Raw genomic sequence first — 19057 nt, forward strand, 5'->3', positions numbered from 1 at the left:
ATGGTGAAGCTGCACGTGCCGCGCTGGGCGTGGGTTTTGACGGGGTCCGGGCATTTTTTCACGGAGAGCTTCGCACTTGTTCGCCAACTCGAACATTGCGATGTCTTCGTGTCGAAAGCCGCCAATGAAGTGCTGCGCATGTACAAGCTCAAACTCGATTTTCCGGAGACGACGCGCGTGCTGCACGACAAGACGGCGAGCGCCATTCCCGTCGGCGAATTTTACCACGGCGTCTACCACACGGTCGTGGTGGCGCCTGCCTCGTCCAACACGGTTGCCAAATGCGTCTGGGGTATATCCGATACGCTTGCCACCAACGTCTTTGCGCAAGCCGGAAAGTGCCGCGTGCCGATCATCGTCTTTGCCTGCGACACCGCACCCGAACTCGAAACCATGGCGCCGCATGGCCTGGTCAAAGTCTATCCGCGCAGGATTGACCTGGAAAACACCGAGCGGCTGAAGGGGTTCGAACGAACCCAGGTCGTCGAGTCGCTCGCGGACCTCAACGCGGCGGTTCAGCAACGCCGGGCCGAGCTGTCCGGCCATGGCTGAGCGGCTGGTCTTTCTCACGGGACATCTGGCCAGGGCACGGTTGGAAAAGCTGCTATCCGGTCTGGGCGAGACGGAGTTTTCGTGGGAGGTGGTCGACATAGGTGTCAAGGTCGCCGCACTGATGACCGAAGACATCATAAAGCGGCGTCTCATCGCGCCCAACGCCGTTGACCGCTTTATCCTGCCAGGGCGCTATCGCGGCGATATCGAGCAATTGTCGAACCATTTCGGCGTGCCCTTTGCGCGCGGTCCTGACGAGATCGCGGACCTGCCGGCCTTTCTCGGCCGTGTCGGCGAGCCGCCGGATCTTACGCGACACGATATGCGCATCTTCGCCGAGATCGTCGATGCGCCAATGCTGTCGATCGAAGCGCTCATGCTGCGGGCGGGGACGCTAACTGCCGCCGGCGCCGATGTCATCGATCTTGGCTGCCTGCCTGAAACGCCATTTCCGTTGCTGTCGGAGGCTGTGCGCGAGCTCAAGGCACAAGGATTTCAGGTCAGCGTCGATTCGGCCAGCGCGGACGAACTGTCGATCGGTGCGCGCGCCGGTGCGGACTATCTTCTCAGCCTCGACGAGAACACGCTGCCGTTAGTCTTCGGCCATGGGGCTACGGCAGTGTTGATCCCGTCCGCCCCCGGCGATCTGGATTCGCTTGGCCGCGCCATCGATGCGGCGCAAAGGGCTGGCATTTCCTTTATCGCCGATCCCGTGTTGGATCCGATCCACTTCGGCTTTGCCCAATCGCTCGGCCGCTTCGTCGAGGCGCGCCGCCGCTGGCCGGAGATCGAATTGCTGATGGGCACCGGCAATCTCACCGAGCTTACCGATGCCGACAGTTCCGGCGTTACGGCCGTTCTAACGGGCCTCTGCTCGGAGCTCGGGGTTCGAAACGTGCTAGCCGTGCATGTCAGCCCGCACACGGTGCGGACGATCGAGGAGCACGACATTGCCCGCCGCGTGATGTTTGCCGCCCGCAATGACGGTGCACTGCCGCGAAGCTATCACCCAGGCTTGCTGCAGATCCACGATCGCAAGCCTTTCACGGCCTCGACCGATGATATCGCTGCATTGGCGGCCGAGGTGCGCGACGCCAACTACCGTATCGCGGCAGCGGAGGACGGCATCCATATTTTCAATGGCAAAGGGCACGCGGTTGCCACGGGTGCGTTCGAATTCTTCGCCGCACTTGGCGTGGAGACCGACGGTGCGCATGCTTTCTATCTGGGCGCGGAACTGACGAAGGCCGAGATCGCGTGGCGCCTCGGCAAGCGCTATGTTCAGGACGAGCCGCTCGCATGGGGCGTTGCCGCACCGGCTCCCGAAACCGACCGTACCCGTCTTGCCGAACCGGGCGAAACGCTTCGCGCGAAGAAGGAGGGCTAGGTGCCTTACATTCGCGAGACAATCATCACCACTGTCGACAAGACAGGAAAGGTCCATATCGCGCCGATCGGCATAATCTCCGAAAAAGACGGCTGGGTCATCGCACCGTTTCGTCCCTCGGTTACGCTCGACAATCTGGCGGCGGTGCCGTTCGCCATCGCCAACTACACCGACGACGTGCGCGTCTTCGCTGGATGCCTGACCGGGCGCAAGGACTGGCCGACTGTTCCCGTTGAAGATTTTCTGGTTCCCCGGTTGGCGACTGCGCTGGCGCATTCGGTTCTCGAAGTCGAGAGCGTTGACGATGATGGCGTGCGCCCTCGCCATTTCTGCCGCGTGGTTCGAGAGGAAATGCATGCGCCCTTCACCGGCCTTAACCGCGCCAAGGCGGCTGTTCTGGAACTGGCCATCCTGGTCAGCCGGCTCGGCATGCTATCCCGCGACAAGATCGAGGCCGAGATCGCGTATCTTTCGATCTCTATCGAAAAGACAGCCGGCGCCGACGAACGGGAAGCCTGGGGTTGGCTGATGCAGCGTGTCAGCGATCACCTGGCCGCCAAAGGGTCCAGCAGCGGGGACGCGTGAGCATGACGGCGCGAGCGCCGCTACGCTGCTTGTGATCGATATCCAGCCAGCAGCGCCACCGCCGATGCTGGTGCGGCGCGGCTGGCCTCGCCGCGAACAGCGTCATGGGCGGGGACGATGTCGGCGAAATCGACAAAGCGACGTTCCATGCGCTCGGCCAGCCGCCTGATCTGCCAGCGGCCCGTTCCGGCGCCGACGATCGGAACATCTTGAGCAAGACCCCAGGCAACCAGGGATGCTGCGTCGTGGATTTTCCGCAATTGCTGCTCGCTGAACCAGCGTGCGACTTCACCCCATTCCAGCGGCGAAAGTTCAGCGGCGTCGCGCCCGATCATGCGCGCCAGTCTCGCAATTGAGCCGTGGACGGTCTTTTCCTTGCCGTCGGCGGAAGGGTGCATGTCGTCCTCCTCATCGAGCACGCCCAGGATCCGGTGCGCGTCGGCGATCGAGGCGAAATATTCGTTCATCAATGGCGTCAGCCTTCGATGGACAGGAGCAGACGAGGCTACACCGAACAGGAATGTCCTGGTAAAACCGGTATAGACCAGTTCACCAGTCAGAAGCCGTCCGGCATCGGTGTAGCCCTCATTGACGACGGCGCCATTCTTGATGGCGATAATGTCGGTGGTGGTGGAGCCCATATCGACGAACAGGGCATCGCCGGCCAGTTTTGCCACCAAAGAGGCTGTCGCGTGCCAGTTGGCGGAGGCGACATCGGTGCTCAGCCGCGCTGCCTGCTCGACCTCGACAAAGCCGGATGATCCGGCATAGATCAGCTTTTCGCCTGTGGGAAAACGGTTGGAAATCTGACCCAGCAGCGTCGTCACGCCGATATCGCGGGACGCAAAGATGTCCGATAGTTCGCCCGTCATGGTGAACGCGTTGAGATCGGCTTCCGCATAGATCGGGGCTGTTTCGTCGAGAGCCGAGGTCAGGCTGTGCAACCCTTGCCAAAGCGGCGCGGCGATCGTTACCGCGCCGACGATGCGGCCGCCTTGCGCGCGCGTCACCTTCAGATGCGCGCCGCCAATGTCGAAGCCCGCAATGATGCTCTTTCTTTTTTCCACACTTCAAGCTTTCATGACAGCAGTTGGTTGGCGAGAAAAGCGTTGCGCATCATTCCGGTTCTCGACTTGAAAGGCGGCGAGGTGGTTCGCGCCCAGCAAGGAAAACGCGATCGCTACCGGCCGATCGTTACGCCGCTCAGCCGAAGTTCCGATGTCCTCGCCGTCGCCGAAGGGTTGCGCACGCTTTATCCCTTTTCGACCTTCTACATCGCCGATCTGGACGCCATTGGAGGCGGTACTCCAAACAGTGACGCACTTGCCCGGCTGAGGGCGATGACGCAGCCGCCTGAGCTCTGGGTCGATGCCGGCGCAGCAGACAGGAAAACGCTTTTGGCGGCGCTTGCTGAACGTTCGGTGTGCCCCGTGTTGGGCTCCGAATCGCAGCAGGACGATGTGCTGCTCCGGCATTTTCGCGATCATCCCGATCTCATCCTGTCCCTTGACTTCTTTGGCGATGATTTTTGCGGACCGCGTTCTCTTTTCGCTGAGCCCGAGCTTTGGCCGCAAAAGGTGATCGTCATGACGCTGGCCAAAGTCGGTGCGGCCGCCGGCCCGGATTTCAGGCGGCTGGAGGAGGTCAAAGCCAAGGCGGGAAGTCGCGCGGTCATCGCGGCCGGCGGCGTCCGCGATGACAGCGATATCCACGCATTGTCAGCGATGGGCATCGCCGCAGCGCTGGTCGCAACCTCACTGCACAACGCCACGCTCACACCTAGTCACCTGGCGTCGCTCGGCGCCTGATCACAGTTGCTCCTTACCCCCGAAAGGCGGGCGCCCTTCGGGAGTGTCGCTTCAAAAGCCCAGAACCCTTTTCAGCCGGCGCAACAGACCATCCGTTTCGGAAGATGGCTTTTCCTGTGCGGGGCTGTCTCTTGTCTAGGCCGCGAACGGATGCTTGACGTTGTCGCGCTGAGCGGTGGCTTCGGCGGCGGTCGGGGTTCCTGCGATAGCGCGCTGGATAGCCTCCTTTGTCGCCTCATAGTTGTATTTCTGGATCTTGGCGTCGTCGGCCGCGTCCCAATGGATGAATACGCCAACGCAAATGAACACGTCGTCCGCTTCGTTTGCCGGAATTGTCCCGTCCGCGACGCTGTCCTGCACTGCCTTTGCAACGGCGTGCTGCGCTGGGCCGAACATCTGTACAGCCTGCTTGGCGCCCTTGATCGTGACCTTGTTGAACATCACCGTATTGGGCTTGCATTGAAGATTGGGCGCGATCACCGCCAAAAGCGAGGTAAAACCGTCCTTGTTGTTGGTAAGCGCGTTGCAAAATGCCGTTTCGACTGCGCTCCCTCGCGGCCCGATGAGCAGGTCGACATGCGCGACTTCGTTGCCGTCCCCGACCAGCGATTCACCGACCATTACCTTCGAGATTTTTGCCATGCCAATTTCCTCCAAGACACAATTATGATGTCCACGGACGCTGCAACCGAGCAGGCGCTCGATGGACAGCTATCCTTGTTGGCAGCGCCCGGATTGCCCGGACCGGTTGGCTAGATAGCCGCGGAAGCACAGCTCCCGCTTTTGGAAGTCAAGCACCAACGCCGCGATTATGCAAGCGAGTGCCTAGAGTGTGGACTAAAAGAGTAGCCACGGTCAGATCGGCCGAGGTGCCGGGGTTTACTTTGTCCGCCTTCAGCCGGCGGTCGAACTCCATGAGCAGGCGAATGCGTGACGGCTCGTCGCCGTTGGCATGGAGCGTCGCCTGAACGGAAAGAGCGTCCTGTCGCGCCTGATTTGCGACTTCAATTCCGTGATTGCGCACCACGTGACTGTCGGGGAAGCCTGCGAGAAACGCCATATAGGCGAACACGGTCGGCCACATGCCGCTTTCTCCGCGAGCTAGCGCCCCTACCAGCGCGGCCAGCCCTACCCCGAACACGTCGCCGAAACAGGTGTCATACTGGCGGGCGATCATATCGCGGTCGGCAGCCTCCCGCATTGCTTCCAAGAGATGAACCTTCGGCTCCTGCCGCACATCATTCGCGGCATCTCCCAGGCCGCCTGGCGCTGCCATGGCGATCGCCTCGAACACTGCCCTGGTATCGTCCATGCTCAACGCGCGCAGCAGCGAGTCGAGATTGTCCTGCAAGCTGCCACTCCTCATTTCGGCGGCGCCTATCAGAGGCCCCGCCAGGAGGATGATACCGAGATTGGTATTGGTTGCTACCGCCACACGTGTCGCACGCACCGCCTCCAGCATGCGTCGCCCGGCCGAGAAGCGAGGATCGGTCAGCGGCTCGGACGAAACCTCGGCACTTATCATGAACTGAGCGGCGGACATGCCGTGTCCGTCGGCGAACAGGTGGACATTGCCCGGCTTCAGAGCTTCGATCTCCATCCGGCAGGCATCCTTGTAGCTAGCCCGGAGGCGTTCACGCGATAACGTCATCCTGCCGCCGCTCCGTTACGAATTCGCCGGCGCGGTGAAACGGAAGGGCCGCGGCACGGCGGTCGCTTCGGTGCGGTCGGCCAGGAATTTCAGCAGGGCATCGGCGATCGCTTCGGCGATGTTCACAGCGACCACCGATTGCAGTCCTGACCAGGCGGGCATGCTGTTCACCTCGAGTACGAACAAGCTGCCATCGTCGGCTCGCACGATGTCCACGCCGGCGAAATCCGCGTCGACGGCAGCCGACGCGGCGACAGCCAGCGATGCCAGCTCAGCCTTGCCAGGTCCCGAAACCGGCTCCGGCACGCCACCCCGGTTGACGTTCGTGATCCAGTCGTCGCTGCTGCGGCTCATCATCGCCACGGTTTCGCCGGCGCAGACAAAAACGCGGAAATCCCGGAAAGGCGGGCCGGCGCGCGACACATAATGCTGGAGATAGTAGACGCTGTTCACCTCGTCTGCGGCGGGAAGGTCGGAGAGCGTACGGATCAGCCTTATCCCGCGGCCTTGCGCCCCGAACAATGGTTTCAGCACCAGCGGTCCCTTCGGAAGCTCTTGCGCCGCGATCTCCTTGGCGGCGGCAAGTCCTTCGACGGCGAATGTCGGTGGCGTTGCCAGACCGGCATTTTTCAAGAGGAAAGTCGTCATCGACTTGTCGACGCAGCGTTCGACCGCCTGCGCCGAATTCCACACGGGAACCGACAGCCGGCTCAGCGCGTGCAGTACCCCGAGGCGCCGGGTGATCGCTTCGAACGATCCGGCGGCGATCGAACGGACGAGCACGGCATCGGGCAGCGCACCGCCGAAACCGGGGATCGAAAGTCCGCCCGGGCTGCCGGTGTCGAACGCGATCGCCGCCAGCGGCACGGTTGCAACAATAGCGCCCCGTCGACCAAGCCTTGCCGCGAGGCCACTTGAGCCGGTGTCCGAATTGTCGCTGACGATCAGGATGCGAGGGATCATGTGGTGCCTCGGATATGGCGGATGACGGACGGGTCTCTTTGCGCCGCCATGCTAACCGAGGCTCCGTTCGAGCATCTTTGGATCACGCCGGCCAGCGCGAAACGTATCGCCGGTTTCGATCGCCGTCACGATCACTTCGGCCGGGCTGAACAACAGTGGATCGATGGCATAGAAATCCCCCTTGAACCGCTTGAAGATCTCGGCAAAGGGTTGACCGTAGTCCCGTGAGGCGCGGCTCGGAAGTTTCTCCGCGAGGTTGCTGGCCTCTTTTGCCGACCCTTTTACGAAGAGCTGGACGCTGCCGCCATAGATGATGGCATCGTTCGTTCTGCCCATGGCGGTCAGGAAATCCGGGTGGGGGGCGGGGATTGGCGCCGCTCCGATGCCGTCGACGACGTTCTCCAGCGGAAATTTGAGATCGTTGGCCTTGTGCAGGGCAACCTCGAGCGCGCGCGCAACGATCTGCAGGCTGCCGGCAAGGCTTTGCGTCGGCGCGTAGAGGAAGGTGAGCTTGTCGGTTGCCAGTCCGGTTGCCTTGCTCACTTTCTCGACGATTGCTGGGGGAGGCGGTTTGGCAGTCTCCAGGATAAGCACGGCGGACGATGCGGTGTCTCGATAGGAAAGCGCGTCGAACAGGGGTTCGACGCGGGCGAGTGCCCGCGCCGGTCCCGATCCCATGGCGAAATAGTCCTGGGCAGACAGGTTCCAGCCCGCATATTGACTGCCTAGGCAGGCTAGTACCGGCTGCGACGAGCGCACCTCGACGGTGAACGGCCATTTCCGCTCCGTGCGGTCCATAAACACCGAAACGCTGCCGAGACCGCCCATCGCCGCCTCCGCCATGCGCAGCCCGGCCTCGACGCTGCCGGGCGCCTTGGCGCCGACATCGATAAGGAGCTCGCCCAAGGTTCCCTTGGAAGCGGCGATCCGCAGCCGTTCGGCGTCGCTGATCATGCCGTCAGCGATGCGCTGTGCATTGTCGTTCAGGAATGCCGAACCGTCTTTCATGTCCGGTCTCCTTCCCATTGGCGTTGCAACCGGCGGGCTTGCCCCTTGATGAGCCGCCTGGTCAAATCGGCGTTCGGACCGCGCGCGAAGACGGTGCAGACGGGGTCGCCGGCAATCAGAGGGGTGCCGGGCGACTGATGGTCAGCGGTCCATTCGGGCCACGCAATCGACGGAAACCGCGCGATTGGCGTCGCGGCGTAGGTCACCATTGAAGCCATCGAATCGACGAAGCATGGCAAACGGTAAGTTCCGCCGGTTGCAGCTCGCAGATGTGCTTCGATCAGCGGCGCGTCGGCCTCGTCAAAAATGTCCAGCGTGGCGCCTGGCCGCGGATTGATCTCGATGAGCTTGTAGCCATCCGATCCGCGAATGAGATCGGCGCTGCACAATCCAACCAGGCCGGCACGGCGCGTCAGGGCTGAAAGCCAGCCGCCGATGACCGCCGCCTGCTTGCGGTCGAAGCGTCTCAGCCGCACGGCCCCGCCATAGCGGTAGGGCGCCGTGGAGACGGGGGAAGTCCATTGTTGGCTGAAGCCGACGATGCGCGCGGCCTGGCCGTCGCCGACGAACAGGGCCGAGATGCTGCGTCCGGCGACGAAACGCTGGAAATAGCGGCCGGTGGTCTGGCTTTCTCCGGCCGCCTGTCTGATATGCCCACCCCCGGCGCCGCCCACGGTCTTGGCCACCCAGCTGTCTGGCTCAGGCGGTCGATCCCACCGGAATTCCGGATGTGGGATGCCGAGTTCGGCACAATCCGCGGCCAGCAATTGCGGGTCCTTGATCCTGCTGATCGCCGCGCCGCGATTGCCGGCAAGCGGAAAATGGCGAGCGACGGCGTCGACAGTCTCCGTCATCCGCTCAAAACCCGAGCCCAGGACGACGGCGACCGGCTGGTCTTCGCCGACCAGGTCCCGAAGCGTCTCGATGATGCGCTCGCCGTCGATGCCGTCCTGTAGGTTGCCCGGCAGCTTGGTCGTTCGTTCTGCCAGCGCAACCGTATCGGTATCGCAGAAGAAATCAGCGACCAACGGACGGTAGCCCGCACGCCGCGCAGCCATGGCCAATGCCCGGCCTGAAATCGCCGCGATCAGCAGAGATCTGGCGCTATTTGGCAATCTCGCGTGCAAGGGAAAACGCTTCCTGGAAATCGAGCGCGATCGTTTTTTCGGATTCGATCATTCTTTTGAAAAGGCCAGACTCGACCTTATATTTGACGTTGCCGATGGCAAGCGGGCCAATCCCGACGACCTTTGCCGCTTCTAGCGGGTCGCCATTGGCATTGACGGCCAATCCTTCGATGCCTGCGGGCGGGACCGCGTTGACGTCGGCGGCGATAAGCAAGCCGCTTCCTCTCAACTGGGCCTTTGAAACCACCTGGACGCCGGCTTTCGCACAAGCCAGTATGACCTCACTTGCTTCGACCAGATCGGCTTTCCGGGCATCGGTCGATCCGTCAGCCGCATCGACACCGATCTTGAATCGGCTTTTGATCTCGGCAGCGATCTGCTTCACCCTTTCGATGCCGTCATGGCCGACAAGCGTGACGCGGGCGCCCTCCCTTGCCGCGATGACGGCGATGCAGAAGCCAACCACGCCGGTGGCGCCGAAAACAGCCACCCTCGTGTCCTTCAGCCCGCGCTCGAATTTCTTCTCCAACGCCTTCTCGACCTTGGCCACCATCGCCGCGGCCGTGGTGAACGAGCCGGCCGGGTCGGCAAATACCGAAACCTGGAAAGGCGGCACCATCGCCTTCTTCGCGGCATCGAACATGTCGAGCGCCAACGAAGCATCCTTCCCGGCGATAAAGATGCCGGTATCGACACCCGCATCCGGCGGGCGCGAAAAGATCGCGTCCTGAACCAGGCCTGTCACCTCACCAAGATCGACATCGACATAGGGGACCACGCTGTCGAAGCCAGCGTCGAGCGCCATGTTCACGTCGAACGGGCTCATGTGCTTCAACGGCGTCAGCATATGCAGGATATGTTTGCGGGCCATTTCTCGCCTTTCTGCTTGGAATCTGAAGCGTCAGCTGCCGACGAGACCGAGTCCGGTCGAACTGATCTTCGCGCCGGAGTTCCTGCCTTTGACGATCTTGATCTGAAGGCCGTCTTCAACGGTTATCTTCTGAACCGCGCCGACGAATTTGAGCGCGGCGTCATGCGACGGCGCGAAGGCAAACCCTGTGGGTCCCCAGGAACTCTGGCCGATCCCGACGGCGCCCGCTTTATTGAGACGGTGAGCGACCATCTCGACCCGCTTTGAGGTGAACACACCGCCCTGCGCCGGAGCGAAATGGCTGCCGATCAGCATCTGTATCGCGGTGACGGCAGCGCCGAATGCCGCAAGATCGCGCTCGACCAAGGCCGGCATGATACCCATCAGTACCCTCCGGCAGATCTCGCCGCTGCCCGCCGTCGGGAAGGGTGGCAGTGAACGGAACGCCGCGACCTCGGCCTCGCCATGCAGTCCATGCCCGGCATGGTCGAGGATGAGGATGACGCGCCATTCTTCGGGAAACGGCAGCCGCGCCACGACCGGAGGCGGTCCGCCACGCTCGTCCTTGCCCGCGTCGACAATCACGCCGCCGTCTTCGAAACTTGCGATGCCGATTCCAGATCGGCCGCCTCGTTCGAGCAGGGTCGCGTCGCCGGCGACATCGAGAGGCAGGTTGTGGAGCGTTCGCAATGCAGAGGCGACGGCAAGGGCGATCTGCGTGCCGGACCCAAGGCCGGCGTGACTCGGGATCGACTGTTCGATCACCAAATGGTGCTGGCCGCGAATGCCGAGATGCCTGCAGAGCGTCGACAAGTGCTCACCGGCGCGAACGCTCTCGGAACCTTCGACTATGGTCTCGCCGGACCGCGACAGGGTGACAACGGTTTCGGGTTCACTCAACGGAAGCCCAACGCTGCCAAAGCGACGTCCGGCATCGCCATTGAGATCGAGGAAGCCAAGGTGAAGGCGAGCGGGCACTCGTACGGTAACAAAATTCGACATCTGCCCCCCGATGGGTGCATCATGGATGCATCATGGAAGTTTAGGTGCCCGACACGATGATAACTGTTTTCGTCGAGGGAGCAAGCCAAAGAGAGTGCATTCATGTTTCTGCGTGGCCTGTCGTGTTGACGGACCGAGCAATTAGGGGAGGTCGAGATGAGCGAAACGGTCAAGGAGAAGGTCTATTCGGATGCCGAGATTGCCGACCGGCTTGAGAAAGAGCTGCCGAAATGGCGCTACGAAAACGGCTGGATCCGGCGCAAATACAAGACCCACAGCTGGAAGTCGACGCTGATGGTCATCAACACGGTTGGCCATCTCGCCGAGGCGGCGTGGCACCATCCCGATATCACCGCTTCCTATGCCTGGGTCGAGGTACGCCTGATGAATCACGCGGCGAAGGGTATCACCGACAAGGACTTCGAGTTGGCGAGAAAGATCGAGGACGTTGTCCAGTGGCAGCCGGCCAAGGAAGGCGGAGCGCTGGAGGGAACTCCGGCGACCGATCAACGCTTCGCTTACATCAAATATGATTAAGCGCGGTCGGAGTTTGTTGATAGCGTATGAAAACATTCGTTAATCTGCTGGCAAGCGGGGTTCACGGCCAATCCAGTTTCGTCTAGGATCGGGCCGGCACCAGAAAGTAGTGTAGCGAATGGCGGTTGCTTGGATAGGCAACCGGGAAGCGCTGGTCGAGCGCGCGGCTGCGCATGCCGCGTCGCTGTTATCGTCAAGCCGGTGCCCGGTTTTCAGCTTTGATACGGACATACACGGCACGAGGGCGGCGATCGCGCTGGCCGAGCGGCTTGGCGCGGCATACGATCACACCGACGGCGCGGCACTTGCCCGAGAGACCATGCTTTTTACCGACAGGGGCGCGATGACCGTCGCCCCTGGGGAGACGCGCCGGCGTGCCGATATCGTGGTGATCGTGGGCGAACTCGCACAAACCCATCATGATCTTGTTACCGAACTCGCTGGCACGGTTCCCGATCTCTCGACCAGGCCCGATCTCTCGACCGGGATTGAGCGCGAGTTCTTCCTGGTGGGATCGAACGGGGTGTCCGCGCCGCCGTTGAAAAACGGGCGCAAGGCAACGCTCCTTTCCTGTGGCCAGGCTAGCCTCGGCGCCACGCTGGCGGCGCTGAGGGCGCAGTACAAGGGGCGGCAAACATCGCGACCGGTGTCGAACTTCAACGATTTCGCCAAGGCTCTGGCGGCTGCGCATTTTCCCGTGTTCCTGTTTTCAGGCCATGCGACCGATGGGTTGGCGTTGGAGATGCTGCAGGGGCTGATCGCCGATCTCAATCGCAAATCACGTGCATCTGGTCTTCATCTGCCCGCGAGCGAAAACGGGTGGGGAAGCGTGCTCGCCTCGACCTGGATGACAGGTTTTCCATTGCGCACGGGCTTTGCGCGGGGCTTCCCGGAATTCGATCCCTGGCGTTACGATGTGGCGCGCATGATCGCCGCCGGCGAAGCCGACCTGCACCTGCGGATCTCCGCCACGGTTGCCCAACTCCCGAGAAAAAGGGGACGCATGGCACTGATTGCGCTGGCTAAAACGGAAGAGCCGGTCACAGGCGCCGCGGTCACCATCGCCATTGGCGAAGCTGGAGTCGATCACGATGCGGTTGTCTATTCCAGCCGTACCGGCTCGCTGAAGTCGACTGATACCCGCGCTGCTTCGAAATTGCCCTCCGCCGCGACGATCATTCGCCTGGTCGCCAGTCGGGTTTTCGCCGAGGCATTGCCATGCTGACGAAAATTGCCAACGGCGACATCGTCGACCCCGTCAACAGCCGTCTCGGCAAGGGCGACCTGTGGATCAAGGACGGCAAGATCGTCGCGGCGCCGGCTGAGGGGGTGGCCGACCGGACCATCGAAGCCGCCGGCTGCATCGTGATGGCGGGCGCCATCGACATCCACTCCCACATTGGCGGCGGTAACGTGAATACCGCGCGGCTTCTCTTGCCCGAACAGCATGCCGCCCATCAGGCCCGACCGGCGACCACGCCGCTCTCCAATGCCGGCTGGTCGACCTTCCAGACCGGCTGTCTCTACGCCAAGATGGGCTTCACGACGGTCGTCGAACCGGCGATGTCGCCGGGATCTGCACTCCACACCCATCTCGAGCTGGCCGACATCCCGATCATCGACAAGGCGACGCTCGCCATTCTCGGCAACGACGACTTCCTGCTGTCAATGATCCGTGACGCCGCCACACCTCAAATGATCGAGGACTATGTCGCCTGGACGGTCGCCTCGACGCGAGCGCTCGGGGTCAAGGTGATCAATGCCGGTGCAGCGGCCGCCTTCAAGGAAAACGCACGCACGTTCGCGCTGGACGATGTGGTGCCTTCCTACGGCGTCAGCTCGCGCAACATCGTCAAGACGCTGCAGGCCGCCGTCGACAATCTTGGCCTGCCGCATCCTTTGCATGTCCATTGCAACAATCTGGGCATTCCCGGATCTGCGGACACGGCGGCCGCGACGATTGCGGCGGCGGATGGGCAGCCGCTGCACCTCGCCCACCTCCAGTTCTATGGCTATGGCACGGAAGGAAAGCGAAGATTTTCCTCCGCTGCCGCGCGGCTTGCCGAGCTTATCAACACGACGCCGGAAGTCACCATCGATATCGGTCAGGTGATGTTCGGTCAGACGGTCACGGTCTCCTCCGACGTCATGCGGCAGTTCTCGGCGCGGGGCAGCGCACATCCGAAAAAGACCGTCATTCATGACGGGGATGGCAATGGCGGCGGCATCGTGCCCTACAGCTATGGCAAGGACTTTTATGGCACGATGCAGTGGGCGATCGGGCTCGAGCTTTTTCTCCTGATCGACGATCCCTGGCGTGTGTTCTTCACCACCGATCACCCCAACGGTGCACCCTTTACCGCTTATCCGGCTCTGTTCGAGCTGCTGATGAGGCGGGAAGCACGCACCGAAATGGCCGCTGGACTTTCACGATCCGCCTTAGCGCACTCTACCCTGTCCGCAATCGACCGCGAATACACGTTCGAGGAAATAGCCATCATGACGCGCGCAGCGCCGGCCAGGCTGCTTGGGTTGACGGATCGAGGCCATCTCGGCGCCGGCGCGATAGCCGATATTGCTGTCTATCGCAGGAACGAAAGTATCGCGAAAATGCTCGGACAGGCGGCATATGTTTTCAAGGATGGCGATCTCGTCGTGCAGGACGGGGAGATCATCCATTACCGCTGGGGCAAGGCCCTCAGGCTTAATCCACCTGTGGACAAGGCGATGGTGCGGCGTCTGGAGGACTATCACCAGCAGCGCTACGGCCTGTCCTTAGATTGGTTCAATTTCCCGGATTCCGCGATTGCGCGTGAACAGCCATTCGGCGAGGTGCCATGCCGAACGTGAGCGTAAATGGCGTAACGATCGACGATACTTTTGCCGAAGCCTTTGGGATGCGGGCAACCGCCATCATCATCACCGCGCCGAACCGGAAATGGGCACGGCAGGCGGCGATCACGATGACCGGCTTCGCCACCTCGGTAATCGGTTGCGGCTGCGAAGCGGCAATCGATGCCGACCTGCCGCCGTCAGCCACCCCGGATGGCCGGCCCGGCTGCCGCGTGATGATCTTCGCGATGGGAACCGATGAATTGCAGAAGCAACTGCTCAATCGCGTCGGGCAGTGTGTTTTGACTTCGCCGGGCTCCGCCTGCTTTGCCGGGCTGGAGGGCAGCGCTAAGCTCAAGCTCGGTTCGGCACTGCGTTATTTCGGCGACGGCTGGCAAATCTCCAAGAAGATCGGCGACAGGCATTTCTGGCGCATTCCCGTCATGGATGGTGAATTCCTCTGCGAGGCAACAACCGGACTGACGAAGGAAGCCGTCGGCGGCGGCAATTTCTTTGTCATGGCCGAAAGCAGCGCCAACGCATTGGTCGCGGCCGAGGCCGCGGTCGCCGCGATCGGAATGGTGCCCGGTGCCATCGTGCCGTTCCCGGGCGGCATCGCCCGTTCGGGTTCCAAGATAGGTGGCAAATACAAGGGCATGATCGCCTCGGCCAACGAAGCCTACGCGCCGACACTGCGCGGTGTGGTTGCCAGTGAGCTCGGCCCCGACATCAACGCCGTCCTGGAAATCGTCATTGATGGTGAGACCAATGATGCCGTTGCCGCGGCGATGAAGGCCGGCATCAAGGCCGTCATCCAGATCGGACCGAAGAAAGGCGCGGTTCGCATCGGCGCCGGCAATTACGGCGGCAAGCTCGGTAAGTTCATCTATTCGCTGAAGGATATGTTGCCATGAAGGCGCTGACCTTCACTCTTGTTGCCGAACCGCCTGAGCGCCTCGACCTGTCGCCGCTGACGCCGGAGCGGCTTGCTGGGAGCGAAAGACGGGATATCGAAAAAATCCGGATCGGCATGTCGAAGCACGGATCGAAGGTGGGCGACATTTTTCGCCTCGCCGGCAGCGATCCGCTAAGCATCGTCTTCGAAGGAGGAAGCGCGCGCCTCGACCGGGTGGCGCAAGGCATGGGAGGTGGATCGGTTCGCGTGATCGGCAATACTGGCGCGCAGGCCGGGCGCGCCATGCGCGGCGGCAAGCTGACGATCGAAGGCAATGCGGGGCCGCACGCCGGCTCTGGCATGCGCGGCGGCAGGCTGGAGATAACAGGTAATGCCGGCGATCACCTTGGCGCTCCGCTCGTCGGCGAACTGGCCGGCATGAATGGCGGCGTGCTGATCGTCAGGGGCAGGGCGGGCGCCTTCGCCGCAGACCGGATGCGGCGCGGTCTGATCTCGGTGCTGAAAGGCTCGGGCGACTATGCCGGCAGCCGCATGATCGCGGGCACGCTGGTGGTAGCCGGTGGCATCGGTGAAATGCCCGGCTACCTGATGCGTCGCGGTTCGATCCTTCTTGATCGCGCGCCAGGACATCTGTCGCCGAGCTTCGTCGAGTGTGGCGCGCCGGAGAGCGTTTTTGCCATCATCATCGATCGTCATCTGATCGCAGAAGGCATTTTGAAACGGCCGCTGCTGGGGAGCGCACCACATAAATATGGCGGTGACAACGCGGTGCTTGGAATGGGCGAGGTTCTCTTTCCGCGCCGATGAGGTTTCCGGCAACGAGATCGATCAAATGCTTGTGCCTGTCGAGCGGCCCTGCTCGCTGAGCTTTAGGAATGTGTCCAAACGTCGATTTGCCGCCAGGTATTGGCTTCGGTCACGTTACACCGGGCTATTGGAGACCTGTAGGGCGCGTTTCGGCGGATGCGCGGGCGGATAATTGCGCTTCCGCTGAGCGAAACATGTCCTCGAATCCAAGCTCGGTTTCAAACACGGTGCTTCCCAGGCTGATCGCCAGAACGTCCTCGGTCCCCTTGGGCGCGAAATAGACCCGCGCGACGCTTGCCCGAATGCGCTCGCCAATTTCCGCGGCCTCCGCTTCGGTCGTACCTGGAAGAAAGACTCCGAACATCGATGTTCCTATGCGACCTACCATATCCTCCTTGCGGACCGAAGACTGAATGGCCGATGCGACGAGCCGCAAGGCCTCATCGCCCCAATCTGGGCCGAAGCGAAGATTTATGGAGCGAAGGTGTTCGGCATGAATCACCAGGAAGGCGCCCGAGCGCGGCCCTGGCGCTGACGGCCTGGCCGCGCGCCGCTCGACCATCGAGGTGAAAACCGGGCCGTTCAGGCAGCCTGTCACCCTGTCATAGGTCTCGGCCCTGTTGAGCTCCCGCCGGTAGCCGCGGATCTGGGCCTGCTTCAAGCCGATCAATACGAAAAGCGGCAGACCGATGATCAGAGGCAGCAGCACCGCAGTGACCATGCTGCGCCCGAACGGCGTCAAGACATCGCTGAACAACAGCAGGTAATTGAGGCCCACTGAGAGGGCAAGGCTGCCAACGGTCCCCAGGAAGGCGAGCCACGCGACACCCTTCCATACCGGCTCGGTGGCGGTCGTTTCGGCTTGTGCCATTACCAATCTCCTGTCAGATCGGCGAGCATAGCGCCGGCATGCGCAATTTCAGTTGCGGCAAACCATACAATTTGATCGATGTGCGAATCGTGAATCGATTTCGCCTATCGCGGCGGGCCGAAAACTCCCACCTCCGCGTCCTCGGCGACTGCTTGCGCCTTGCCATAGATGCCGGTGGGCAGCGCGATCGCCCAGCCGTTGGACACAAGCCAGGCGCCGACATCCTGCTTGCCAAGGCTACACGGCGCGGCAATGGCAAAACGTTCGATCTCCGGCGGCATGAAGCACTTCAGCGCGCGCCCACGCAGCCAGGAGTTGAAGGCGGCGCGTGCGCGCTGGCCGCAGGACCAAGCGACATCGTGAAACGAGCAGGTGGCTTCCGGTTCTATGCTGGCCACACCACTGACGGCCACTTTGCGTCCCATGGATTCGAAAGTCGCCGATGACGTTGCCATTGGCCGGAAGAGCAGGGTTTCGCGCCAGTCATCTGGCATGGGCGTTTTAGGGGGCACGGCGAGGCCGAGGTCGCCGAGCGGCGGCCGGGCTTCGATCCGCTCGATCTCGGGCAGGTCAATCGACGGCAGCGCGACAATGCCCTCGGCAACCCTGCGCGCTTCTCGCCATCTTCCGTCGAGAACAGTCGTCTGCGACCGGGCTGGTTGCCCGGCATTCTCGACACGAGTCCCAAGGGCAGGCCTGTCGGTCGCAAGCAAGGCTCCGGCATGCATGATCAGGGCAATCCCGAACAGCAGTTCGAGGCCTCCGACCGTAATGACCAGGCGGGCCAGCACAGCGTTCGTTACCGGACGGTCAGAACCCCGAGGTCGATTTGGCAACCAGTTTGAGCGCACCCTTTTCTATCCGATAGAATGGCATCGATCTTTGGCTGGATCCATCGGCGCGAAAGCGGAACAGGCCGGTCGATCCGCGAAATCCACTCGGATTTTCGAGCACCTGTTTGCTGAAACCGTCAGGTCCGACCGCGCTGGCAATTCCTGCAGTCAGCGCAACCATATCATAAGCGTAGGCTACGTTGACGTCGGCGGGATAATTGTATGTCGTCCTGAAGCGATCGGCGATCGGCCCGGTTTCGCCCGGATCGAGCGTTGCGATATAGGCTCCCTCGAACGATGGTTCCATGGGATGCTCCAGCCAACGGCTGGTTCCGACGACGGAGGTCGCCTTGCCCGCAATGCCCTTTGATTTGAGAGCGGCAAGTATCGGCGACGGGCTGGCATCGCCGCTGGCAATGATGACCGCGTCGGGAGTGTCCACGAGCGAGGCCATTTCGTCGACCGCCTTGGCGGCGCCGTCGCCGGCCGAATATGGAACGGTGACGGCGAGCGTCGCGCCATAGATGCTGAGACTGTTGGCGACCCGCTTCTCGACCGTGCTGGCATTCGAGCCACCCGCGACAAACAATACGAATTTTTTTCCGCCTTTTGCGGCGATGCCCGCAGCGCCCGCCGCCGCACTGTCCGCTTCGCTGAGGCGCACGGCATAAACACCGGCGCCGCCCGCGAAATTGTCGGCAAGCGCCAGCACGGGCGGCCGCTTCGATCCCGACAATGTGGCGATATGCTGGGCTGCCGGCAGTTCGGTCGGCCCGATGACGACTTTCGTGCCGGTCGTCAGGGCTTGCAGCGCCAATTTGCCGGCCTGTGCGTTGTCGCCCCTGGTGTCCTCCACCGTCAGCGTAAGCAATCCATTGCCGATATCGGTCATCGCGAGCTTGGCGCCATCGAGCATCTTGCGGCCATTTTCCCCCGCCGTTCCCGGGGCGGATAATGGCAATAGCATGGTAATTTTCGTCGAACCGGCACCCATCGACTGGGTTGCCTGGGCCGGGCCGGCGGCCGGGGCGCCGTCCTGCCCGGCAGGCGCGGCAATCGCCGCCGGATCGAGCGCTTCGGTAACGCCCCCCTTCGACTGGCAGCCCGACAATACCGCGGCGAGCGCGAAGGCGGTTGCCCAAATCTTCAGCCCACGGACCCGTCGGCCAGCTTCCATGATTGTCCCACCCTGTTCACCGCCGGCTTATTATTCCCGGTCTGGTCTCCGACGCATGTTACGGCGAACTGGTCGTGCCGTCCTGTTTTTCCTCAGCCGCCGAAGAGCCGGGCCCTCAGCGCCCCGACCC

The 19057-nt window shown here is 62.3% G+C and carries 20 protein-coding genes; 9 read left to right on the plus strand and 11 right to left on the minus strand.

Annotated elements, in window-relative coordinates; genetic code table 11:
- From FJ940_RS12970 to FJ940_RS12980, 3 genes are read left to right on the plus strand one after another with little or no spacing between them, the layout of a single operon-like run.
- Complete coding sequence (locus FJ940_RS12970; protein ID WP_140515154.1) at positions 1 to 552, plus strand: flavoprotein; 552 nt, start codon at positions 1 to 3, stop codon at positions 550 to 552.
- Complete coding sequence (locus FJ940_RS12975; protein ID WP_140656739.1) at positions 545 to 1939, plus strand: DUF6513 domain-containing protein; 1395 nt, start codon at positions 545 to 547, stop codon at positions 1937 to 1939. The genes FJ940_RS12970 and FJ940_RS12975 overlap by 8 nt, the downstream gene beginning before the upstream one ends.
- Complete coding sequence (locus FJ940_RS12980; protein WP_140656741.1) at positions 1940 to 2524, plus strand: DUF447 domain-containing protein; 585 nt, start codon at positions 1940 to 1942, stop codon at positions 2522 to 2524.
- Between the two features lie 20 nt (positions 2525 to 2544).
- Here FJ940_RS12980 and FJ940_RS12985 read toward each other — a convergent pair whose 3' ends face one another.
- Positions 2545 to 3591, minus strand: coding sequence for a hydantoinase/oxoprolinase family protein (locus FJ940_RS12985; RefSeq protein ID WP_140656742.1), 1047 nt, complete (start codon positions 3589 to 3591; stop codon positions 2545 to 2547).
- Between the two features lie 42 nt (positions 3592 to 3633).
- Here FJ940_RS12985 and FJ940_RS12990 point away from each other — a divergent pair, with 42 nt between their 5' ends.
- Positions 3634 to 4332 carry a HisA/HisF-related TIM barrel protein gene (locus tag FJ940_RS12990; RefSeq protein WP_246671020.1) on the plus strand — a complete coding sequence of 233 codons (699 nt, stop codon included), beginning with the start codon at positions 3634 to 3636 and terminating at the stop codon, positions 4330 to 4332.
- Between the two features lie 135 nt (positions 4333 to 4467).
- Here FJ940_RS12990 and fae read toward each other — a convergent pair whose 3' ends face one another.
- The 7 genes from fae to FJ940_RS13025 form a co-directional block, all read right to left on the minus strand.
- The gene (gene fae / locus FJ940_RS12995) at positions 4468 to 4974 is read right to left on the minus strand and encodes a formaldehyde-activating enzyme (RefSeq protein ID WP_140498176.1); all 507 of its coding nucleotides are present in this window, start codon (positions 4972 to 4974) and stop codon (positions 4468 to 4470) included.
- A gap of 148 nt (positions 4975 to 5122) precedes the next feature.
- Positions 5123 to 5983, minus strand: a complete 861-nt coding sequence (locus FJ940_RS13000) for a triphosphoribosyl-dephospho-CoA synthase (protein ID WP_140557439.1) — start codon at positions 5981 to 5983, stop codon at positions 5123 to 5125.
- 15 nt (positions 5984 to 5998) lie between these two features.
- Positions 5999 to 6946, minus strand: coding sequence for a RimK family alpha-L-glutamate ligase (locus tag FJ940_RS13005; protein WP_140557441.1), 948 nt, complete (start codon positions 6944 to 6946; stop codon positions 5999 to 6001).
- Positions 6947 to 6997: 51 nt separating this feature from the next.
- Positions 6998 to 7954 (minus strand): methenyltetrahydromethanopterin cyclohydrolase, encoded by a 957-nt coding sequence (gene mch / locus FJ940_RS13010; protein WP_140515161.1) that lies wholly within the window; start codon positions 7952 to 7954, stop codon positions 6998 to 7000.
- Positions 7951 to 9012, minus strand: a complete 1062-nt coding sequence (locus FJ940_RS13015; protein ID WP_246671021.1) for an ATP-grasp domain-containing protein — start codon at positions 9010 to 9012, stop codon at positions 7951 to 7953. Before FJ940_RS13015 ends, mch begins: the two co-directional genes overlap by 4 nt.
- A 46-nt stretch (positions 9013 to 9058) precedes the next feature.
- The gene (locus tag FJ940_RS13020; protein ID WP_140656745.1) at positions 9059 to 9952 is read right to left on the minus strand and encodes an NAD(P)-dependent methylenetetrahydromethanopterin dehydrogenase; all 894 of its coding nucleotides are present in this window, start codon (positions 9950 to 9952) and stop codon (positions 9059 to 9061) included.
- Positions 9953 to 9982: 30 nt separating this feature from the next.
- Positions 9983 to 10954, minus strand: a complete 972-nt coding sequence (locus FJ940_RS13025) for a beta-ribofuranosylaminobenzene 5'-phosphate synthase family protein (RefSeq protein ID WP_140656746.1) — start codon at positions 10952 to 10954, stop codon at positions 9983 to 9985.
- Positions 10955 to 11110: 156 nt separating this feature from the next.
- On the opposite strand from FJ940_RS13025, the gene FJ940_RS13030 reads away from it, so the two are divergent.
- The 5 genes from FJ940_RS13030 (at position 11111) to FJ940_RS13050 (ending at position 16046) form a co-directional block, all read left to right on the plus strand.
- Complete coding sequence (locus FJ940_RS13030) at positions 11111 to 11491, plus strand: 4a-hydroxytetrahydrobiopterin dehydratase (protein WP_140498164.1); 381 nt, start codon at positions 11111 to 11113, stop codon at positions 11489 to 11491.
- A 118-nt stretch (positions 11492 to 11609) separates the two neighbouring features.
- Entirely contained in the window at positions 11610 to 12716 is a 1107-nt protein-coding gene (locus tag FJ940_RS13035; protein WP_140498161.1) for a tungsten formylmethanofuran dehydrogenase, read from the plus strand.
- A complete protein-coding gene (locus FJ940_RS13040) occupies positions 12710 to 14341 on the plus strand; it encodes a formylmethanofuran dehydrogenase subunit A (RefSeq protein ID WP_140515164.1) in 1632 nt (543 codons plus the stop codon). Before FJ940_RS13035 ends, FJ940_RS13040 begins: the two co-directional genes overlap by 7 nt.
- On the plus strand, positions 14329 to 15237 hold the full coding sequence (gene fhcD, locus FJ940_RS13045) for a formylmethanofuran--tetrahydromethanopterin N-formyltransferase (RefSeq protein ID WP_140515165.1): 909 nt from the start codon (positions 14329 to 14331) through the stop codon (positions 15235 to 15237). Before FJ940_RS13040 ends, fhcD begins: the two co-directional genes overlap by 13 nt.
- Positions 15234 to 16046, plus strand: a complete 813-nt coding sequence (locus FJ940_RS13050; RefSeq protein ID WP_140623838.1) for a formylmethanofuran dehydrogenase subunit C — start codon at positions 15234 to 15236, stop codon at positions 16044 to 16046. The genes fhcD and FJ940_RS13050 overlap by 4 nt, the downstream gene beginning before the upstream one ends.
- 124 nt (positions 16047 to 16170) lie before the next feature.
- Here FJ940_RS13050 and FJ940_RS13055 read toward each other — a convergent pair whose 3' ends face one another.
- The 3 genes from FJ940_RS13055 to FJ940_RS13065 all read right to left on the minus strand — a co-directional run bounded on the left by FJ940_RS13055 (position 16171) and on the right by FJ940_RS13065 (position 18927).
- Positions 16171 to 16917 (minus strand): GGDEF domain-containing protein, encoded by a 747-nt coding sequence (locus FJ940_RS13055; RefSeq protein ID WP_140623836.1) that lies wholly within the window; start codon positions 16915 to 16917, stop codon positions 16171 to 16173.
- Between the two features lie 104 nt (positions 16918 to 17021).
- Positions 17022 to 17708 (minus strand): thermonuclease family protein, encoded by a 687-nt coding sequence (locus tag FJ940_RS13060; protein WP_140524689.1) that lies wholly within the window; start codon positions 17706 to 17708, stop codon positions 17022 to 17024.
- 19 nt (positions 17709 to 17727) lie between these two features.
- Positions 17728 to 18927 (minus strand): ABC transporter substrate-binding protein, encoded by a 1200-nt coding sequence (locus tag FJ940_RS13065; RefSeq protein WP_140524688.1) that lies wholly within the window; start codon positions 18925 to 18927, stop codon positions 17728 to 17730.
- Between the last annotated feature and the right edge of the window lie 130 nt (positions 18928 to 19057).

This window comes from Mesorhizobium sp. B2-3-7 (assembly GCF_006442695.1).
Lineage (GTDB): Bacteria > Pseudomonadota > Alphaproteobacteria > Rhizobiales > Rhizobiaceae > Mesorhizobium.